The organism is Paenibacillus sp. J22R3 (assembly GCF_056269305.1).
Genome location: NZ_JBWDNS010000001.1, coordinates 282429 through 300738, shown reverse-complemented (window position 1 = coordinate 300738; position 18310 = coordinate 282429). Strand labels below are relative to the sequence as shown.

Sequence of the window (18310 nt, the reverse complement as noted above, 5' to 3'; positions counted from 1 at the left end):
GCGGTGCAAGAACATACCCTCCATTATAAATCGCCGATGCAAAAGCTGTCCACTTAAGGACATTGGAAACGCCGTATTGTCATTGACACATCGGGCAAGCACAACTTATAATTGCTAATCATGCCATTGAGAAATATTATCAAAGGAGCGCGCGCCAATGATGATGAACAAACCCGTCATCGATTTCTCCCCATTCGATAAGTACTACTTGCGCGTGTCGCCAACAGGCGCTGCAAACCCGTCCTTCGAGATGCCTGCGACCGATTTTCTACGGGGAGCTGATGCGATTCAACGGGCGATCGAGATCGCAAGTTTGACAGCACGCGCTACCGGCTCAGAGCTGGCAGCTTCTTATATCGGCGGCTCTTTATTCCATCTATGGGCAGCAAGACTGCTCTTGTTGTCTCACTATAACGTGCTGATTGACTTAGCGATTGATAAACTTACGTTTCAAATGGAAGATTTCGGAACTTATCATTTGTTCGGCTATAAGCTGCATGAACTCAGCTACACGGAGATACCGGATAACGCCGACCGCGAAACGTTCGTCCGAGATGCACTTGAGGTGGATTTTCGAACCGCAGTGGAACCGATGCTAAGTGCCGTCGCTTCTGCCGGCAACCTTAAGCCTGCGGCTATATGGACGCAATTCGGCAGCATGCTGGCTAACATGATAACCACTTTCGAGGCAAAAGAAACCTCTGAAGAAGTTCGAAAGCGCTTCGCTCATGATTGCAAGGTGCTGACGGAACAGCTCGATCCCAGTCTGTTCGGCAGCAAACGCAATCCCTTCGCGCATACGCCTAGGTATGTCGACAGCCCCTACCAGCTCGGCAGCAAAATCATGATTCGTTCCGGCTGCTGCATGTACTACTGCCGCGAAGACGGCGTCATGTGCTACAGTTGCCCGAAACTCACAGCCCCCCAGCGCGAAGAGCGCTATGCGCGCATCGTTAATAAGAGCTGAACGAGCAAGATCCCGTTCGGCTTTTTTGTTTGTCTGTCGGCATGCAGACAAGTCACTCGTCCCCATCTTCTTTCTCCCTCAAGAGGACGTGCAGCTGCAACAAAAAAGGCAGCCAATCGGCCGCCTTCAGTCATCCACGATCACTCACTCGTCAGCATGGCGTGCATTTCGTCCTTCGTCCGCTCCTGCCGGAGTACGTGCTCCGCGGAGATGTCGGACTTGTTCTCGCTGCGGAACCACTTGCCATCCAGATAGTAGCCGTTGACTCGCGCCATGGAGTAGAACGCGCACAGCTGATTGGCAATTCGAATGGCATGTTCTTTGGTTTGGGCTGAATATAACGTATTACCGAAACTGAGTGGATTGTTGTTGCTCTGAATGTTGACATTAAATAGCTCTTCATCACCTTCTACTTGCTTCACCAAAATTTGATTGTTGTAGCAATTGAGCAGATAATGAACTGTCATGTCATACACCGCCTTAATCACTTGTTTCGGCCCGCTAGTGCTTGCCGTACAAACTATTACACATGCTCGCTGAATTCTAAGCAGTTTCCCTTATTCTATTCTTCGGCTTCCGAGAAATGCGCTTTACAAAAACTATCAATAAGCTGCTCTTCCTCGTCTTCCAGCTCCGCATCCATATACCGATCGTTAATGCTCTCGTACAGCTCATACTTCACAATGCTCGAAGTTTCGCCATCCACTTTATAAATGACGCGGATATAAACGCCATTCTGGGCGAACAGCTCGTCATCCTCTGGCAAGTCCACATCCAATCTAAATTCGTACCGATCCCCCGTAAGAATGCCGAACGGGTCTTTAATTTTGTCCACCGAAAATTCTGTAATCGAAATCATTGCCTCATCCCTTCAATTTCCTCAAGTTATGCCTCATGTGTTAGTATAACACCTTCCAGACGGAGCAGCTTCTCCTTCGCATCCATCCCGCCACGGAAACCGGTTAACGCACCGTTCTTCCCGATAACGCGGTGACAGGGCACAACAATAAGCACAGGATTCGCTCCGATTGCAGTACCAACCGCTCGAACCGCACTCGCTTTGCCTATCCGCTCTGCGATATCGGAATAGGAGCAGGTCTGCCCATGGGGGATTTGCTCCAACGCTTGCCAGACCATCTGCTGAAAAGCTGTCCCTTTCACATGCAAGGGCAGTCGAAAACTTGTCAGCTCCCCATTCAAATAATCAAGAAGCTGCCCTCTATATTCCCCTAATCGCCGATCATCTCTCGTTAACGTATAGCCGGGATAATGTTTCGCGCACCATTCAGCAACCTCATCCAATGAAGCAGCAGGCGAGCTGACATAACTTAACCCTTCATCGGTCGCAACCAGAATTAACTGCCATGACGCATCGTCAGTCTCCGTCCAATACAAAGCTTTCATGTTCCCCATCCTCCCTTAATCCTTCCCACTCTCATTCGCAGCAGCAGCCAGCATCCGATAGGCCGACGGCGAGCTGCCTGTTTCCTTCTGAAAGACAGTTGCAAAATGCGCCGCATTCGGAAAGCCCGCTCGCGCTCCAATTTCACTAATCGTACACTCGGACGCGGACAACAGCAGCTCCTTCGCCGCTTCCACTCGAACCTGCAGCAAATACGAAGCAGGAGACATCCCTATTATTCGCTTAAACGTTCGCTGTATATGATAAGGACTGACATGCGCCAGCTCCGCTAGTTTGGACAAAGTAAGCGGCTCTTCATAACGCTCATGGATCACCACTGCAATCGACTCCACCCATTCTTCCTCCGGAAGCCGCCTTCCTTCCGGCTTGCACCGCTTACACGGCCGATAATCACTCGCAAGCGCAGCTTCGGCATGCAAGAAGATGTGCACATGCTTCGGATTCGGCGTTCTCGATTTGCAGGAGGGCCTGCAGAAAATTCCGGTCGAACTCACACCGTAGTAAAACTGACCATCGTAGGAAGCATCGCAGCTTGCAATCGCCAGCCACATTTCACTCGTCATCATTGGCATGCACCTTCACCTCCATGAGAAGAAGTATAACCTCTTTATGGGGCCGATGTAAGCTTTGCCGCATGAGAACGCAAGATTACGAAAGCGAACAACCACCCAAGTATGATACAACTAGTAATGTACCTGAAATCAAAGGAGGCCTCAGACGAGACATGCATGCCATTACGATTCATCCCCCTGCCCCGTTCAGCAGTGCCCATATCATTGATTATTTGAAACGATCCAGTAACGAATGCTTATTCTATGTTGAGGATCATGCTGTTCTGCGGCTTATTCCAACTGCGAGCAATCCCGTACTTATAAGAATCACACCGGAGATGAACGATACACTAAGCATCGCGTTTCCCGCATTGGACGAAGAGCCTTCCCAGGAGCTGCGAGAATCAGCTGCCCGCTATGTATGGGAATGGTTCGATTGCGAACGCGATTTGCTGCCTTTCTATGAACTGGCTGAGCAGGACGATCTGCTTCGGGGCACCGTTAATCAGTTCCATGGACTGCGAGTTGTCGGCATCGACGACTTGTTCGAAGCGCTCAGCTGGGGGATCATGGGCCAGCAAATTAATTTAACCTTTGCCTATACGCTCAAGAGACGATTCGTGGAGCGTTTCGGTTCATCACTGGAATGGAATGGCCGATGTTACTTTACCTTCCCTACACCTGAGACGATCGCCGCTCTGCAGGTTTCCGATCTGACGGACATGCAGTTCACGGGCCGCAAATCCGAGTACCTAATCGGAACCGCCACAGAAATTGTCGAAGGCCGATTGTCCAAAGAACAACTCCTGGCACTTGAAGACTGGTCCGCCATCGAGAAAGCACTAACCCGCATCCGCGGTATCGGACCCTGGACGGCTAACTATGTGCTCATGCGCTGTTTACGCATGCCCGGAGCTTTCCCGATCGAGGATGCAGGGCTTCACAACGCGCTGAAACATCTTATGCAGCGGCCGGACAAACCTTCCATTGCGGAAATCAAACAGCTCTCCTCAACCTGGGGCGACTGGAAAGCTTATGCTACCTTCTACCTCTGGCGGACCCTTTACTAACGCCGCCGCTCCTCCTTCAAGAACATATAAAAAAGCCGCCAATTGGCGGCTACAAGTCAAATTCGTTCTTCTTCTTTCGCGGTTGGGATTTGACTTTATTTTGAACTTTAGGCAAATGCCTCATACTGCGATGCATCGGTCCTTTGCAGATCGGACATGCCTGATCACCGGCCTCGGCAAACTCCTCGCGAACCCACGCTTTACAATCCGCGTTCTTACACTTCCAAATCTTCGTTGGGATTAACTTCGGCTTTTCCTCTTCATTCATAGACAATTTAAAAGCATCCTTTCTCTTGCTGCCTGAACGAAGCTAGTTCGCACGCCATTAAATTTTCAATTGACGACCAGGTAGGTTATGTTATATTATCTAACAAAACAACGTAACTAAATATGCCATACGTTCTCTAGGGTTCCGCAGCAGACATTCCGGCATGCTGGACTGGACCGAGAGAGAACGCACAGCCGTTGCTGTGTTCACGGAGGGATAAAAGCCCGGGAGGATCTCATTTAGGGATACCTTCCGCGTTTTTTTTATTTTCAGCCATCCATCCTGAGAGATGAGATGGTTACACGAGGGATGACGGAAGGGTGCTGCACATGAACGTACAAGTCAAACTAACGCCAACATTATCGTTATTTCAAATCGTGTTCCTCGGCCTCGCTTGGATGACACCGATGATCTATTTCTCGATTTATGGCATTGCTTACGAATCCTCTGCCGGGATGTTAACCCAAGCGTATTTGACCGCTTTTGTCGCCATCATGTTTACCGCTTATAGCTACGGTCATATGTCCAAGGCACATTCGAGCTCCGGTTCTGCCTACTCCTATGTGAAGAAATCTATCCATCCCTATCTCGGTTTCCTTGTCGGGTGGGCATTGCTGCTGGATTACCTCTTCTCACCTATTATCGCATGCTTAACGTTCGGAATCTATATGCATGCACAATTCCCGGCTATTCCATCCTACTTATGGATGATCGGCATCAATTTGTTAATTACACTAGTGAACCTGCGCGGCGCATCATTCTCAGCCAATCTGAGTAAATGGTTCGTCCTCATTCAAATGGGCTTCATCGCCTTGTTTTGCATCTTACTCTACCGCAACTTATCTTCCATAAGCGATCCGCTTGCGCCACTCCTCCAACACGAGATTCCTTTCACCACAATACTGACAGGCGCTTCGATGATCTGCTTCTCCTTTCTCGGATTCGATTCCATTACGACAATGTCGGAAGAAACGAAGAACGCAAGCAAAACCATCCCCAGAGCCATCGCCATTATTATTGGGATCGCGATCGTTTTATATGTTGTACCGTCTTATTTGACTCAGCTGACGTTCCCAAATCCAATCCCTTTCGCTGACATCGATTCGGCCGGGCTCGAAATTGTGAAGATGGTCGGCGGAGCCATGCTTGGATCGGTATTCATCATTGTGCTCTTATTTGCAATCTTTACGCAAGGAATCTCTTCCGTTTCAAGCGTGTCACGGCTGCTGCTCGCAATGGGACGTGAATCGATCCTTCCGGAGCGCATATTCGCCTATGTACACCCCAAGCTTAAGACGCCTGCGGTCAATATTCTAATTGTCGGCATGGTCTCTATGTTAGCTTTAGTCATTCGGCTGGATACGGCGATCAAATTCGTGAATTTCGGTGCACTGACCGCCTTCTTCTTTGTCAACATAGCTGTCATCTGCCACTACTACGTGAAGGAACGTAAGCGTTCTGTCTCAGGAACGTTAGCTTACTTGGTTCTGCCGGCTACAGGCGCATGTGTCATCGGCTACCTATTCCTCCTGCTGAGCAAGGATGCGCTGATAATGGGACTGATCTGGCTTATCATCGGAGTCCTGTATCAAGCCTATCGCAAACAAGACGCCTTCAAGCTAATCCTGCAGAGAAACAAATCCTTCTCGATCGAGAAATCAAAAAACACCCCTTAAGGGGTGCTTTCAGCGAAATAGAAGCGCATATACACGTCTCTAAAATAAGATACAGTTAATCGTTAACCGTATTTGGCGCCGCTCCCAGGCTGCCATTATTGATCAAGCTGCGAAGATCAGGCTCAATTGCTGCCGGATCCGTCGATGCCGGATATTGCTTCACAACGTTACCCTCTTGATCAATCAGGAATTTCACGAAATTCCACTCGATTGTACCGGTATGGTATGGGGCAGGCGCTGCATCCACAAGATATTTATATAACGGATGAGCATCTTCGCCAATCACGTTAATTTTCGCAAACATCGGGAAAGTTACGCCGTAATTGAGCTCGCAGAAGCTTGCGATCTCCTCGTCCGACCCTGGCTCTTGACCTGCAAATTGATTACACGGGAAACCAAGTACGACCAAATTCTCGTCCTTATGAGCTTCATAGATCTGCTGCAGCCCTTTATAATGAGGGGTAAGTCCACAGGCGCTTGCCGTGTTGACGATGAGAAGCGTCTTGCCTCTATATGCGGACAGCGACTGCTCTTCGCCTGTAATGGTATTGACGGTGAAATCATAAATGCTCATTGGTAGGTCCCTCCTGAATTGAGTTCACAGTATATTGCATTTAATTAAATTGTATAAAATGATTATAGCCTATGAACACCGCTCCGAGCAACCCCTAAATAAGCCATTATTCCTTCGTCAATACCTTCTGCAGCACTCTGACCAACTCCTCCGCATCTTGCCAAACGAGTGGTCTGACTCCTTGCGGCAGCGTTTGATCGGCCACTTGACTTGTCCAAATAATCTGGATCTCATTGCCTATCGCATAGCCCGCACGAAGCCACAGCTCCGCGGTCGGTTCCGTCACATCCACCACCAGCAGCTTGCAGTTGCTCACCTCTTGCAGCATCGTTTCAATCGGTTTAGGATCCAATCTCAGCGAGAGATCCTCTTCCAGAAACTTCGGTGCATACCCAAGCTGAATCAACCTCGGGAATACCGCCTCCAGCCAATCTCTGCTTATGCTCTCATCATTGCGGCTAAGCTGAACGTAACAAGGCTTCAAGGCTTTGCCGCTCGCGGTGTTAGCCGCCTCCACCCAGCCTTTCTCCGTCAGCTTGAACGTTGAGCCGATGCGCTCAATATAGCCGTCTTCTTTCAGCTTCTCCGTAATAAACACAAGCTCTTGCAGATTCAAGGAATATGTCAAATTATAGCTTTGCGAGAACTGATTAATAACAACCGCTTCACCGGGACCCTTGGTATGTCGGTGCAAATATCGGAGAAGTCGATTCCCCTTCTCTTCCGTTGTAATCGGAATTTGCGGAGATTGCAGGATGGTTTCCCGAGCCTCATACGTGAGAATGACCTTCTCATCACAATCCGTCTGTTCCCGAATATAAGCCGATAGGATCGGGAACAAATTCCGTTTCTCCGAGTAGGTCAATAGTCGATATGGCTCGTAGCTGTCTTCCCGCAGCCCGTAAGATCCGCCCGGCGCGCACATACAGTCAATGTACCATTCATTGCCGCCTTTTCGTTTCACTTTCACAAGCTCATCACAGAACAAACAGCGTTTCGATTCTAAAACTTCCATAAATCTAATCACCCCTTACTTAACGATTCGCAGCAGCCCCCTCCGATTAGGGTGCAAAGGGGATTAAGCTTCTCTCATTATTGTCTCCGCGGCTTCTTCATCCCGCTGCGCTCGCACCCATTTCACTCCGTCCCAGCGCAGCACATCACCTGCCCCGACAGCCGAGTCCGCCTTCTCGCGCGGCAGCTGCAGTACCTTACCGTTCACCTCGATGGCAAGAACCTTCTCATCTACGGCAACCACTTTCCCGAGCCGCTCAATGGCGCACTTAACGTTAGTATTCGCTTCGTTTTCCATCCCTATAGCCCCCTGGGTCAAAAGTAATCCGCCCTATTTAATCACCCGTCTTTCATTATACGCTTCCACAGTATAAGGACAACATTCTTCAGGCCAAACCTGATCCATCATGCTTGAGAATGCCGTAAATACATAAAATTTGCCAAATTGGTAACTTTAACTACATGCCAATGAAAGGAGGAGCATGGAATTGAACGATAAAATTACCCCTTTCCAATTGTCCACCTTGCTGGTTACATTTATCGGAATCTCCAACCACGTCATCTTGATCCCCATCTTGCTGGATACGGCGAATCGCGATGCATGGATCTCTGTCTTGGCGGCCATCATCCCCTCCTTACTTCTTGGCTTGCTGTATGTCTATATCTACAGAAAGATCCCTGCTTCGTTATCCACCTGGATGCTGGAGAAAGCGCCTACGTTTGTATGGCTTATGTTCACCCTGCTGTTCACTGTATATTTCCTGACACAAGCAAGCATCAGTATACGGGATACGATCATGTGGTCCAACTCGTCTTACTTAACCTATACGCCGCAATGGGTCGTCGGCCTTTGTCTCATTGGTATCAGTTACTTCACGGCAAGAAAAGGGCTGGCGGCCATCGCCATTACAAACGGTATCCTGCTCCCATGGATCATTGCCGCCGGTTTCTACGTCATGACGGTCAACTTTCAATATAAGGACTACAATTATTTATTTCCCATCCTCAAAAATTCGGCACAATCAATCACGAAAGGCGCTTGGTATACGACTTCCGGTGTAACAGAGATCTTCCTCGTGCTATTCCTGAAAGACGAAGTAAAAGGAAAGCTGTCGCGCCTGAATATCAGTCTCGTCGTTCTCATGTTAATTGAACTGACATTCGGGCCATTGACTGGCGTAATCGCCATGTTCGGGCCATTCGAAGCTACACTGCTGCGATACCCGGCCTACGAGCAGTGGCGGATGGCAGCCATTGGAAGCATGCTGAGCCAGACGGACTTTTTGTCCATTTATCAATGGCTGGCCGGCGCGTTTATCCGCATTTCATTGGGAATTTACATCATTCACTCGCTGTGGGTGAAGAAGTGGAAGCATCCCGAGATTCTGCTCCTTCTGATCTCGGCAGTTCTCCTTGTAGTCAATCTAACTAGACTCTCGGATGTGAATTTCCACGCTCAAGTGAGACATTATTATTCAAGCTCCATCTTATTTTGCGGTGTCGTGAGCATCGTGGTCTTAATTTGCATCCGGGTCGGAAAGAACAAGAAGGAGGTGCAGCGTAATGGCTAACCTAAGCGAAAGCGATATCCGGCTCTTATTCGAGGGGTGCGGCGATATTACTTTCGAAATGAACGACTCCTTTCTATTCGTATTCTGCAAAGGGCTGTCGAACCGTGAACAAATCAACGAAATCAGTACCTATAGCGAAGAACTTTGGCGGCAGCATCCCGTTACACTAACATCACAATGGAAGACCGAGCTCTCCTCTTATGTATTTAACGGGGAATTGTTCCTGTTCGACTTGAAAACCGCTCGTTGTTATGTGCAATACGTCGCTGATCCTCCTCAAAGAACGACGGAAGAGTCCGTCACGGAGACGTCTACGAAAGGCGCACGCGACGGATTTACCGAGAGTATCCAGACGAATTTGGCATTAATCCGCAAACGTTTGGCTACGCCGACACTCAAAGTCGAAGCCTTTGCAATCGGTGTTCGAAGCCAGACCGCAATAAATCTTCTCTACATCCAGGATATCGCGAATAAAGGGGCTGTTAATGAAGCAAGACGCAGATTGCAGAAAATCCAAATCGACGCGCTTGTCACAAGCTCACAGCTCGAGGAAGCGATTTCGGACCGTTCGTACTCGGTTATCCCCTTAATCGATAACACCGGACGCCCCGATTTTGCCGCGGAATGCCTCATGAGCGGCCGTTTCGTGATCCTGCTGGACAATTCGCCGCTGGCCATTATCGCCCCCATTACGCTTACATCGCTCATAAACTCTCCGGAAGATGGCTATTTCCGGGCGGTAATCAGTTCTTTTCAGCGGTTAATCCGGTTTTGCGGCTGGTACTTGGCACTGTTTCTGCCCGCTTTCTACATTGCGCTGATCGGCTTTAATTTCGAGCAGGTGCCATTGCCCTTATTAGCGACAATCGCCTCGAATCGGATCGGCCTTCCGCTTACCGTTCCATTCGAGGCGATCGTCGTGCTCGTATTGTTTGAATTGTTCAAAGAAGCCGGACAACGGCTGCCCAAATCGGTAGGGCCAACCGTTACCGTCGTAGGCGGCATCATCGTGGGTGATGCCGCTATTCGCGCCGGAATCACGTCTCCGACGGTAACCGTCGTGGCAGCAACTACCGTGATTGCCGGCTACACGCTCGTAAACCCGACGCTTAGCGGCATCGTATCCATTGTTCGCATCGTCATCATGATTATTTCCTCTATTCTTGGCATGTTCGGGTTCTTCATGTCGATTTTCTTCGTCGTCGCCTATCTGTCCGATCTCAAATCGTTCGGGATTCCGTACCTTTCTCCGATTTCACCGCCATCATGGCCGGATCTTGTAGGAGCCATACTGAAGAAACCGGCCAAACTCATGAATAAACGGCCGCAGAACCTCCATTTGCAGGACGATACAAGGATGAAGGACGATAGCCCATGAAACGAACCGTAAAGGCCATCGTGATTAGCTGCATCTTGTCATCGCTGTGCGGCTGCTGGGATGTGAAGAACATTCAATATTTCAACTTCGTTACCGTAATAGGGGTTGATTACGTCGACGGCAAATATAAGATTTATGCGCAAATCAATGACCTCAGCACAATGGCCAAGCAAGAAGGCGGCGGCCAAAGCGCTAAACCCGTCGTGATCGGCAAAGGCGAAGGCGAGAGCATCGGGATGGCGATATTCGATCTGCAGAAAGAAAGTCAAATGCGAATGGATTGGACGCAGAATAAAGCGTTCATCTTCAGCGATCGAATTCTTGCCAGGGGAATATTCGATATTCATGATGAATTGATGCGAACTCGCGATCAACGTTATACACCTTGGGTGTTCGCGACGAATGAGGATCTTGCAGAGATTCTGAGCACCATGCCCATCACCGGCAGCTCCTATGTTGCCACGCTGTACTATCAGCCGAATCTGTTATTTAAGCAGCTTCAGTCTTCTTTTGAACCCATCCAGTATCAGAAGTTGATCCGGTCTACAAGAGAACCGTACGAGATAACTTTGGTTGACCATGTAAAGCTCTCGAACAATTGGAAGAAAGGAGGAAAAGGATTCTCATTGCCAATCGTGGATGGGCTTGTCGCGCTCAAGAACGGAAAGAGCGAAGCTCGATTCAGCCGCGAAGAGGCTACAGGTGTGAAATGGTTACGGAAGAACACCAAGCGCGGTATGCTTCCCATCAAGGACGATCAAGGTGCTTTCATTGGAACGGCTACGCTCAAGAGCCTTAAGGTGAAGAAACGAGCCGCATATAAGGATGGTAAACGAATCGTCAAAGTAACCATTAATATGGACGCCGGTCTTCGGGAGCAGCAGAAGGCTTTCTCACTACATGAGATGAATAAAATGCTCGAGAAGAGCTTATACGACGAAATCATGAAAACCTATGAAGTAGGCAAGAAAAGATCGACGGATATCTACTCCTTAAACGAAGTCTGGTATCGCAAGGGACTTGCCGTAAACGAGGAAGTACCGGGGATTGAGCTTGATGTCAAAGTGAAACTAATGGCTACCGGCATGCTGGAGCTTCGGAAGAAATAATGCTGTAAGTCAAGGTGTATCACATTAGAATTTTCTAATCATTTTCTCATAATCGGGTTCACTCTATATACGCCATAGTTTCTTCGACTCATTGGAAAGTAGTGGTTCGAAATGCTGTGTTATAGTGTTTTTAGGCAATCACAGCGGCCTGTATCCTACTACATTTCAGTGCAGGAGGAATTCATCATGACTAACACAATAACTCGTAAACGCTTTATTAAAAAACTACTGAACCTTACATTAGTGTTATCTATCGCAATTGGCGGCGGAAGCATGCTTCTCACACCAACTACTACGCATGCAGCGACGAGCACGACTACGAAAACGAGCGCAAGCGCAAATGCTTCTATTGTGGATGACATCATTGCAACAGGCAAACAATATCTAGGCGTCGATTACAAATACGCTGCCAAAACGACAACTACTTCTGTATTCGACTGCTCCTCTTTTGTTCAATATATTTTTAAACAGCATGGCATCGATTTGCCGCGTACGTCTAGACAACAGGCTAAAGTCGGCACGAAAGTAACGAAGGATCAACTGCAGCCAGGGGATCTTGTGTTCTCCGATACCAATCGAGATGGCGTCATTAATCACGTAAGCCTTTACATTGGTGATGACAAACTGCTCCAAACCTACCGTGTCGGTGTCGGGGTAACGGTATCTAAATTCTCCGGCAGCTCTTGGGACAAGACATTCGTAACAGCTCGTCATGTCATTGCTAATGACAATTCCGGTAATACGGATAATGGCGGCGATAATACAGACGGCGGCAACACAGATGATGGCAGTATTGATGATGGCAATACAATTATTGGAACCGATAAGCTATTCTACTAATATGGGCTGTCCCAAAAGTGCGAGTACCGGCTTCTGGGGCAGCTTTTTTTCGGCTTTACCTACCACATCAAAAAAGAGGCTGCACCCGGGCAGCCTCCTTCCCATTTAATCCCTATCGTACAGTAAGCCGCCTTTGGTCGTAGACGCACTTCCGTAAAACTCGGTATACACCTTCTCCGCATAGGCATCCGTCATTCCCGCGATATAATCGGACACCATCCGCTCCCATGACCACACGTCCTTGAGGCGCTCGTAGCTCTCCAGCCAATCCGGCGGTATGATGAGACGCCCCGAGTCCTGCACTTTGAAGCTGTCCCATAAACGTTTAATGATGATCTCACTGCGTTTATGAAGCCGCTGCACGCGGAAATCCTTGATCAGCATGACCCATGCCAGTTTCTTCAAGATCTCCATCGTACGGAGCAGCTCTAAGTCCTGCACCCCGTCGCGAACGAAGGTAACTCGTTTCCAGCCTGTTGCCGGATCGTCAATGATCCCTACTCCGCTGACAAACTTCCTCACCCACCGCGCTTTCATCTCTCTGCGCGTGCGCGACGGCTCCCTGCCGCATTCCACGTAGATGCTTTCCCACTGCTCCAAATAATGATGCAGCGCCTGCTTCACCATGAGCTTCATATCGACTTGCTCCCAGTGCATCACTGCATTGCCGGGATCGTTGATGATTTCCTGCATGACGTTCGCAACGAGACGATCATCCTCGAACAAGCTGGGATTCATCTGAATCTTCCCTGCCCGAATTCCATCCTCTATATCATGCGTCGAGTAAGCAATATCGTCACACAGATCCATGAGCTGCGCCTCAAGCGTCGCACAGCCGTCAGGCATCCCCCAAGCGGTTCGCAGCGCGCTGATCCCTTCCCATTCCATGCTATAGACACCTTTTAATCGACCGGGATCATCGAGGCAGAACGGGTATTTATTAATGGCGAGCAGTACCGCAGCTGTCAGATCGAGCCCGCTGTCACTTCCTGCACGCTTCTCCAGAAACATTAGGATCCTGTAATTCTGAGCGTTGCCTTCGTATTTAAGTCCGCACTCTTCCATGAGCAGTTCATTGAGCACTTCTTCCCCTTTATGGCCGAAAGGAGGATGCCCCAAGTCATGCGCAAGCGATGCGCATTCCACTACCTCCGGATCGAGCATCAGTCCCGGATGTTCTTTGTTCGCCAGGAACGAATAACTCTTCCCGAGCTTACGAGCCACTTCTCGGGCGATTTGCGACACTTCAAGCGAATGTGTCAGCCGTGTTCGATAGTAGTCACCGGAGCCTGCTCCGAATACTTGTGATTTGCCTTGCAGGCGACGAAATGCCGGGGATTGAATCAATCTGGCATAGTCTTTCTCATACTCATCCCGATCCTCGCTGGAGTGGATGTTCCCGAAATCAAATAACCGCATTTTGCGTACGTTCATCTGCATTCGCCTCCGTTTCTCGCTGTCTTACCCTCATTCTATGTAGAATGTGTACCAATAGCAAATAAAAAACCTCACAAGCTGACGTTCAGGGATAGATGCCCTAACGTCAGAAAGTGAGGTTGATGTTTGTCCGCCGAAAGAACTAGCCCTCAAGCAGCAATGATTCTGGATCTTCAAGCAATTGCTTCACGGTAACGAGGAAGCGAACCGCTTCGGAGCCATCGACGATACGGTGATCGTACGAAAGCGCAATATACATCATCGGACGGTTCTCCATGCGCACATCGTCAATCGCCATAGGACGAATTTGGATTTTGTGCATACCGAGAATACCGACTTGCGGTGCATTAAGAATTGGCGTGGACAACAGCGAACCGAATACGCCGCCGTTTGTAATCGTAAATGTGCCGCCTTGCAGATCATTCAGTGCCAATGTATTGGCACGTGCTTTACCGGCAAGATCAGCAATTTGCTTCTCGATTTGAGCGAAGCTCAGACGATCCGCTTCACGCACGACCGGAACAACAAGACCTTCTTTGGCAGATACTGCGATACCGATATCGTAGTATTGCTTCACAAGGATCTCATCCCCTTGGATTTCTGCATTCAGCAGCGGGAATGCTTTCAGCGCGCCGATTACAGCTTTCGTGAAGAAGGACATGAAGCCAAGACCGATGTCATGCTTCTCTTTGAATGCGTCCTTCCGGCGTTTTCTAACCTCAAGAATCGCCGTCATGTCGACTTCGTTGAACGTTGTCAACATTGCAGCGGTTTGCTGCGCTTCTACTAGGCGTTTCGCGATCGTAATCCGGCGACGGGACATCTTACGGCGTTCAGCCGGTTTGCCCGGCTCCGCTGCAGGAGCAGACACCGCAGGAGCTGCTTGTACGCTAGGCGCTGCTGCCGGGGCTTTCGCCGCTGTGTTATGAGCTTGAATATCCTCTTGACGGATACGGCCCATCGGATCTTGCGCTTGCACTTGCGTAAGGTCAATGCCGCGCTCTCTTGCCAGCTTGCGTGCTGCAGGCGTAGCAGCGAACACAGCTGCATTCGCATCGGAAGCAACCGGAGAAGGCGCTGCTGCAGGTGTAGGAGCAGCCACTGGCGCTGCAGGAGTCGTTGCAGGCGCTACAGGAGCTGGTGCTGCTGCAGGGTCGCTGCTAGGCGACATTGGCTGAGAAGCCGCTGCACCGGAGCCGCTTCCGATCGAGCCGATCGTCTCGCCTACCGCTACGGTTTCCCCTTCGCCGCGAAGAAGCTGCTCGACAACGCCGGCTTGCTCCGCACTGATTTCGATGTTAACTTTATCCGTTTCCAGCTCAGCAAGCACATCGCCTACATTAACGCTGTCACCTGCTTTAACATGCCATTTAGAGATCGTGCCTTCTACGATCGATTCGCCCATTTCGGGTACTTTAATTTCACTCATGGCTGTTCTCCCCTTTAGTCGTCGTTGTTAGAGTACTGCGATTCAGCGCAACGGATACGATACGTTGCTGCTCCATGTTGTGTACGTATTGGAATCCGCTTGCCGGGCTCGACCGTTTCGGACGACCGATATAACGAACGGTTGTATTAGGTGTTACACGCGCGCGGATCCGCGGCTCGACATAGTTCCATGCACCCATGTTTTGCGGCTCCTCTTGAACCCACAGCACTTCTTTCACATTCGGATAACGGTTAATGATTTGCTCGATATCGGATTTCGGGAACGGATACAGCTGCTCCACGCGAACGATATGAACCCAGTTCCATGTATCCGCTGCTTGACCGTCTTTAAGCTCTAACGCAGCTTCCAGATCGATAGCCACTTTACCTGTACAGAAGATCAGTCGCTCTACTTGCGCCGGTTGCTTGCCAAGACCTGGCTGTTCCAGCACTAGTCTGAACGAGCCATTGCTGAATTCAACCGGATCCGAAGCGACGCTTGGGTTTCGGATCAAGCTCTTAGGCGACATCACGATGAGCGGACGCGCTTCGTCCGTATTGATAATCGCAGCTTGACGACGAAGCAAATGGAAGTATTGCGACGCTGACGTCAGGTTTACGATAGTCAGGTTATCTTCCGCTGCCAAAAGCAAGAAACGCTCAAGTCTCGCACTGGAATGCTCTGGACCTTGACCTTCATAGCCATGAGGCAGCAGCATGATCAGACCGGACTTCTGCGACCATTTCACACGGCCAGCCGTGATGAACTGGTCGATAATAACTTGCGCACAGTTGGCAAAGTCTCCGTATTGTGCTTCCCAAATAACAAGTGTTTCCGGAGAGAACACGTTATATCCATAATCAAACCCAAGTACAGAAGCTTCAGCTAACGGACTGTTATGCACCGCGAAGGAAGCATTGGCTTGAGGTAGCTTGTGAAGCGGCGAGAACGTTGCATTCGATTCATAGTCATGCAGCACGATGTTACGGAATGCAAAGGTTGCGCGCTCCGAATCTTGTCCGCTCAAACGAATTGGCGTACCGTCGGATAGGATGGTTGCAAACGCAAGCGTTTCTGCCAAGCCCCAATCCACTTTGCTGCCCTTATCCAGAGCATTAGCACGGCGCATCAGAATACGTTCAAGCTTCTCGTGCACCTTGAAACCATCAGGCCATTTAAGCAGCTCTTCGTTAATGGCACTGAGCTTCTTCAGCGGAACGGAAGTAATGACTTCTTTCTTGCGACGTTTGCTCGTATCGTCGATCTTAGGCTGCTTGAACGACTTATCGCTCGACTTAACCTCATCTAGAGCGGCTTGCAGCTTCGCAAGACTTGCTTGTCTAATGGCGGTGACTTGATCCTCAGACAGAAGCCCTTTCTCTTTCAGCTTCTCACTGTAAATTCGGCCGACAACCGGGTGGTTGCGAAGCTTCTGATAAACAAGCGGTTGCGTTGTTTCCGGATCATCCGTCTCGTTGTGACCGTAACGGCGATAGCCGACCATGTCGATCAGGAAGTCTTTGTGGAACTTCTGACGGTATTCACAGGCCATCCGAACCGCAGCAATACACGCCTCCGGATCGTCGGCGCTAACATGTACGATTGGGATTTCATATCCCTTTGCAAGGTCACTCGCATAATGCGTGGAACGCGAATCCCTGCTCTCGGTCGTGAAGCCGAGTTTATTGTTTACGATGATATGAATCGTTCCGCCGTTCTCATAACCTGCAAGCTTCTTGAAGTTTAGCGTCTCAGCCACGATACCTTCACCTGCGAACGCCGCGTCACCATGCATCAGAATCGCTGCTGCGCTGCCGAAATCAGGCTTCGGATAGCCGGCTTTGCTGCGATCATCTTGCGCTGCACGTGTATAGCCTTCAACAATCGGATTTACGTATTCCAAGTGACTCGGGTTGTTTGACAGCGAGATACGTGTTTCAACGGTTTCATTCTCTTTAAGCGAACGATGCGCGCCTAAGTGATATTTCACGTCGCCTGTCCAGCCGATATTAATACCCATCGCGCCTTCGGATGGCAACAAATCCTTCTCTTTGTTTGGCGAATGATGGAATTCAGCGAAAATAGCTGTGTATGGTTTGCCGAGAACATGTGTCAGTACGTTCAAACGTCCACGGTGCGCCATCCCCATAAGAATGTGACGAGCGCCGTCATGCGCGAGCTCACGGACAATCTCGTCCAGCATCGGCACAAGTGTATCCGTTCCTTCGATGGAGAAACGCTTCTGTCCTACGAACGAGCGATGCAGGAAAGTCTCGAATTGCTCGACATCAACTAACCGTGCAAACAAAGCGATTCGTTCTTTGGCACTCATCGGTTTGCTTGCCATGCCAATTTCAGCTTGGCGTTGCAGCCAAATGCGCTCATCTTCAGCATGAATATGACCGAATTCGAAGCCGAATGACTTCGTGTAAACTTCTTTCAAATGAGCAATAGCTTGGGCACCTGTCCGAATCGTCTCCGGTGCTTCCTCCCAGATGAGAGAAGCAGGAATCGATTCCAGATCTTCCGATGACAGTTTGAATGTCACGGGCTCAAGCAGCTGTGTATCCGATGCGGCAGATAAACCGAGCGGATCGTTGTCGGCTGCCAGATGGCCGTAAGTACGGATGTTCCTTACAAGCTTGCCAGCGTCGACGATTTTCTTCAAGAACGCAGGATCAATCGATTTGATGCTATCAGAGCCCGAAACGCCGGATGCGAGTGGTGGATTCACGTTCACAATGCCCTTCGCCGATGTGGACGGCGGCGGTCCCCACTTCGCAAAAGAATCTCTGAATGCTGGCTCAACCGTTTCAGGGTTTATCAGGAACTTTTCATACATTTCCTCGATATACCCTAAATTCGGGCCGTAATAGAGTTCCCATGGCGACTTCTGACTATTATTCTCTGCTGTCATTACAGGCTACCTCCAACTATTTAGATGCGCTTATTTAATTAATTAACCCTTTGTACTTCCATCCATACATGATAGCAGAAACATCA

General features: G+C 49.6%; 18 protein-coding genes and 1 riboswitch. Of the genes, 7 read left to right on the top strand and 11 right to left on the bottom strand.

What is annotated here, in order from left to right; translation table 11 throughout:
- Positions 1-157 precede the first annotated feature (157 nt).
- On the top strand, positions 158-967 hold the full coding sequence (locus AC0YN4_RS01395) for a hypothetical protein (RefSeq protein WP_475834921.1): 810 nt from the start codon (positions 158-160) through the stop codon (positions 965-967).
- Positions 968-1107: 140 nt separating this feature from the next.
- Here AC0YN4_RS01395 and AC0YN4_RS01390 read toward each other — a convergent pair whose 3' ends face one another.
- The 4 genes from AC0YN4_RS01390 to AC0YN4_RS01375 form a co-directional block, all read right to left on the bottom strand.
- The gene (locus AC0YN4_RS01390) at positions 1108-1434 is read right to left on the bottom strand and encodes a hypothetical protein (protein WP_475780682.1); all 327 of its coding nucleotides are present in this window, start codon (positions 1432-1434) and stop codon (positions 1108-1110) included.
- A 95-nt stretch (positions 1435-1529) separates the two neighbouring features.
- Positions 1530-1826 carry a DUF6509 family protein gene (locus tag AC0YN4_RS01385; RefSeq protein ID WP_475834920.1) on the bottom strand — a complete coding sequence of 99 codons (297 nt, stop codon included), beginning with the start codon at positions 1824-1826 and terminating at the stop codon, positions 1530-1532.
- A 26-nt stretch (positions 1827-1852) separates the two neighbouring features.
- On the bottom strand, positions 1853-2371 hold the full coding sequence (locus AC0YN4_RS01380; protein ID WP_475780680.1) for a methylated-DNA--[protein]-cysteine S-methyltransferase: 519 nt from the start codon (positions 2369-2371) through the stop codon (positions 1853-1855).
- Between the two features lie 15 nt (positions 2372-2386).
- Positions 2387-2962, bottom strand: coding sequence for a bifunctional transcriptional activator/DNA repair enzyme AdaA (locus AC0YN4_RS01375; protein ID WP_475834919.1), 576 nt, complete (start codon positions 2960-2962; stop codon positions 2387-2389).
- 152 nt (positions 2963-3114) lie between these two features.
- On the opposite strand from AC0YN4_RS01375, the gene AC0YN4_RS01370 reads away from it, so the two are divergent.
- The gene (locus AC0YN4_RS01370) at positions 3115-4011 is read left to right on the top strand and encodes a DNA-3-methyladenine glycosylase family protein (protein WP_475834918.1); all 897 of its coding nucleotides are present in this window, start codon (positions 3115-3117) and stop codon (positions 4009-4011) included.
- A gap of 49 nt (positions 4012-4060) precedes the next feature.
- Here AC0YN4_RS01370 and AC0YN4_RS01365 read toward each other — a convergent pair whose 3' ends face one another.
- On the bottom strand, positions 4061-4279 hold the full coding sequence (locus tag AC0YN4_RS01365; protein ID WP_475781009.1) for a cold-inducible protein YdjO-related protein: 219 nt from the start codon (positions 4277-4279) through the stop codon (positions 4061-4063).
- A gap of 125 nt (positions 4280-4404) precedes the next feature.
- A riboswitch (guanidine-I (ykkC/yxkD leader) is annotated at positions 4405-4512 on the top strand.
- Positions 4513-4608: 96 nt separating this feature from the next.
- Here AC0YN4_RS01365 and AC0YN4_RS01360 point away from each other — a divergent pair.
- Positions 4609-5955 (top strand): APC family permease, encoded by a 1347-nt coding sequence (locus tag AC0YN4_RS01360; protein WP_475834917.1) that lies wholly within the window; start codon positions 4609-4611, stop codon positions 5953-5955.
- 55 nt (positions 5956-6010) lie between these two features.
- Here AC0YN4_RS01360 and AC0YN4_RS01355 read toward each other — a convergent pair whose 3' ends face one another.
- The 3 genes from AC0YN4_RS01355 to AC0YN4_RS01345 form a co-directional block, all read right to left on the bottom strand.
- Complete coding sequence (locus AC0YN4_RS01355) at positions 6011-6529, bottom strand: glutathione peroxidase (protein WP_475780676.1); 519 nt, start codon at positions 6527-6529, stop codon at positions 6011-6013.
- A gap of 106 nt (positions 6530-6635) precedes the next feature.
- Entirely contained in the window at positions 6636-7544 is a 909-nt protein-coding gene (locus AC0YN4_RS01350; protein WP_475834916.1) for a hypothetical protein, read from the bottom strand.
- A 63-nt stretch (positions 7545-7607) separates the two neighbouring features.
- Positions 7608-7841, bottom strand: coding sequence for a hypothetical protein (locus AC0YN4_RS01345; RefSeq protein ID WP_475834915.1), 234 nt, complete (start codon positions 7839-7841; stop codon positions 7608-7610).
- Between the two features lie 190 nt (positions 7842-8031).
- Here AC0YN4_RS01345 and AC0YN4_RS01340 point away from each other — a divergent pair, with 190 nt between their 5' ends.
- The 4 genes from AC0YN4_RS01340 (at position 8032) to AC0YN4_RS01325 (ending at position 12441) form a co-directional block, all read left to right on the top strand.
- Complete coding sequence (locus AC0YN4_RS01340) at positions 8032-9114, top strand: GerAB/ArcD/ProY family transporter (protein ID WP_475780673.1); 1083 nt, start codon at positions 8032-8034, stop codon at positions 9112-9114.
- Positions 9107-10492, top strand: coding sequence for a spore germination protein (locus tag AC0YN4_RS01335; RefSeq protein WP_475780672.1), 1386 nt, complete (start codon positions 9107-9109; stop codon positions 10490-10492). Before AC0YN4_RS01340 ends, AC0YN4_RS01335 begins: the two co-directional genes overlap by 8 nt.
- A complete protein-coding gene (locus tag AC0YN4_RS01330) occupies positions 10489-11601 on the top strand; it encodes a Ger(x)C family spore germination protein (protein ID WP_475834914.1) in 1113 nt (370 codons plus the stop codon). The genes AC0YN4_RS01335 and AC0YN4_RS01330 overlap by 4 nt, the downstream gene beginning before the upstream one ends.
- Positions 11602-11787: 186 nt before the next feature.
- A complete protein-coding gene (locus tag AC0YN4_RS01325; protein WP_475834913.1) occupies positions 11788-12441 on the top strand; it encodes a C40 family peptidase in 654 nt (217 codons plus the stop codon).
- Between the two features lie 105 nt (positions 12442-12546).
- On the opposite strand, the gene AC0YN4_RS01320 is transcribed toward AC0YN4_RS01325, so the two are convergent.
- The 3 genes from AC0YN4_RS01320 to AC0YN4_RS01310 all read right to left on the bottom strand — a co-directional run bounded on the left by AC0YN4_RS01320 (position 12547) and on the right by AC0YN4_RS01310 (position 18224).
- Positions 12547-13875 carry a deoxyguanosinetriphosphate triphosphohydrolase family protein gene (locus AC0YN4_RS01320; protein ID WP_475780669.1) on the bottom strand — a complete coding sequence of 443 codons (1329 nt, stop codon included), beginning with the start codon at positions 13873-13875 and terminating at the stop codon, positions 12547-12549.
- 145 nt (positions 13876-14020) lie between these two features.
- Positions 14021-15307 (bottom strand): 2-oxoglutarate dehydrogenase complex dihydrolipoyllysine-residue succinyltransferase, encoded by a 1287-nt coding sequence (gene odhB, locus AC0YN4_RS01315; protein ID WP_475834912.1) that lies wholly within the window; start codon positions 15305-15307, stop codon positions 14021-14023.
- Complete coding sequence (locus AC0YN4_RS01310; RefSeq protein WP_475780667.1) at positions 15300-18224, bottom strand: 2-oxoglutarate dehydrogenase E1 component; 2925 nt, start codon at positions 18222-18224, stop codon at positions 15300-15302. The genes odhB and AC0YN4_RS01310 overlap by 8 nt, the downstream gene beginning before the upstream one ends.
- Positions 18225-18310 lie beyond the last annotated feature (86 nt).

Excerpts from the sequence above, each read along its gene's own strand:
- AC0YN4_RS01345 (WP_475834915.1), bottom strand. The coding sequence starts at position 7,841 with ATGGAAAACGAAGCGAATACTAACGTTAAGTGCGCCATTGAGCGGCTC.
- AC0YN4_RS01320 (WP_475780669.1), bottom strand. The coding sequence starts at position 13,875 with ATGAACGTACGCAAAATGCGGTTATTTGATTTCGGGAACATCCACTCC.
- AC0YN4_RS01370 (WP_475834918.1), top strand. The coding sequence starts at position 3,115 with ATGCATGCCATTACGATTCATCCCCCTGCCCCGTTCAGCAGTGCCCAT.
- odhB (WP_475834912.1), bottom strand. The coding sequence starts at position 15,307 with ATGAGTGAAATTAAAGTACCCGAAATGGGCGAATCGATCGTAGAAGGC.
- AC0YN4_RS01325 (WP_475834913.1), top strand. The coding sequence starts at position 11,788 with ATGACTAACACAATAACTCGTAAACGCTTTATTAAAAAACTACTGAAC.
- AC0YN4_RS01365 (WP_475781009.1), bottom strand. The coding sequence starts at position 4,279 with ATGAATGAAGAGGAAAAGCCGAAGTTAATCCCAACGAAGATTTGGAAG.
- AC0YN4_RS01335 (WP_475780672.1), top strand. The coding sequence starts at position 9,107 with ATGGCTAACCTAAGCGAAAGCGATATCCGGCTCTTATTCGAGGGGTGC.
- AC0YN4_RS01355 (WP_475780676.1), bottom strand. The coding sequence starts at position 6,529 with ATGAGCATTTATGATTTCACCGTCAATACCATTACAGGCGAAGAGCAG.
- AC0YN4_RS01350 (WP_475834916.1), bottom strand. The coding sequence starts at position 7,544 with ATGGAAGTTTTAGAATCGAAACGCTGTTTGTTCTGTGATGAGCTTGTG.
- AC0YN4_RS01395 (WP_475834921.1), top strand. The coding sequence starts at position 158 with ATGATGATGAACAAACCCGTCATCGATTTCTCCCCATTCGATAAGTAC.
- AC0YN4_RS01385 (WP_475834920.1), bottom strand. The coding sequence starts at position 1,826 with ATGATTTCGATTACAGAATTTTCGGTGGACAAAATTAAAGACCCGTTC.
- AC0YN4_RS01330 (WP_475834914.1), top strand. The coding sequence starts at position 10,489 with ATGAAACGAACCGTAAAGGCCATCGTGATTAGCTGCATCTTGTCATCG.
- AC0YN4_RS01375 (WP_475834919.1), bottom strand. The coding sequence starts at position 2,962 with ATGCCAATGATGACGAGTGAAATGTGGCTGGCGATTGCAAGCTGCGAT.
- AC0YN4_RS01310 (WP_475780667.1), bottom strand. The coding sequence starts at position 18,224 with ATGACAGCAGAGAATAATAGTCAGAAGTCGCCATGGGAACTCTATTAC.
- AC0YN4_RS01390 (WP_475780682.1), bottom strand. The coding sequence starts at position 1,434 with ATGACAGTTCATTATCTGCTCAATTGCTACAACAATCAAATTTTGGTG.
- AC0YN4_RS01380 (WP_475780680.1), bottom strand. The coding sequence starts at position 2,371 with ATGAAAGCTTTGTATTGGACGGAGACTGACGATGCGTCATGGCAGTTA.
- AC0YN4_RS01360 (WP_475834917.1), top strand. The coding sequence starts at position 4,609 with ATGAACGTACAAGTCAAACTAACGCCAACATTATCGTTATTTCAAATC.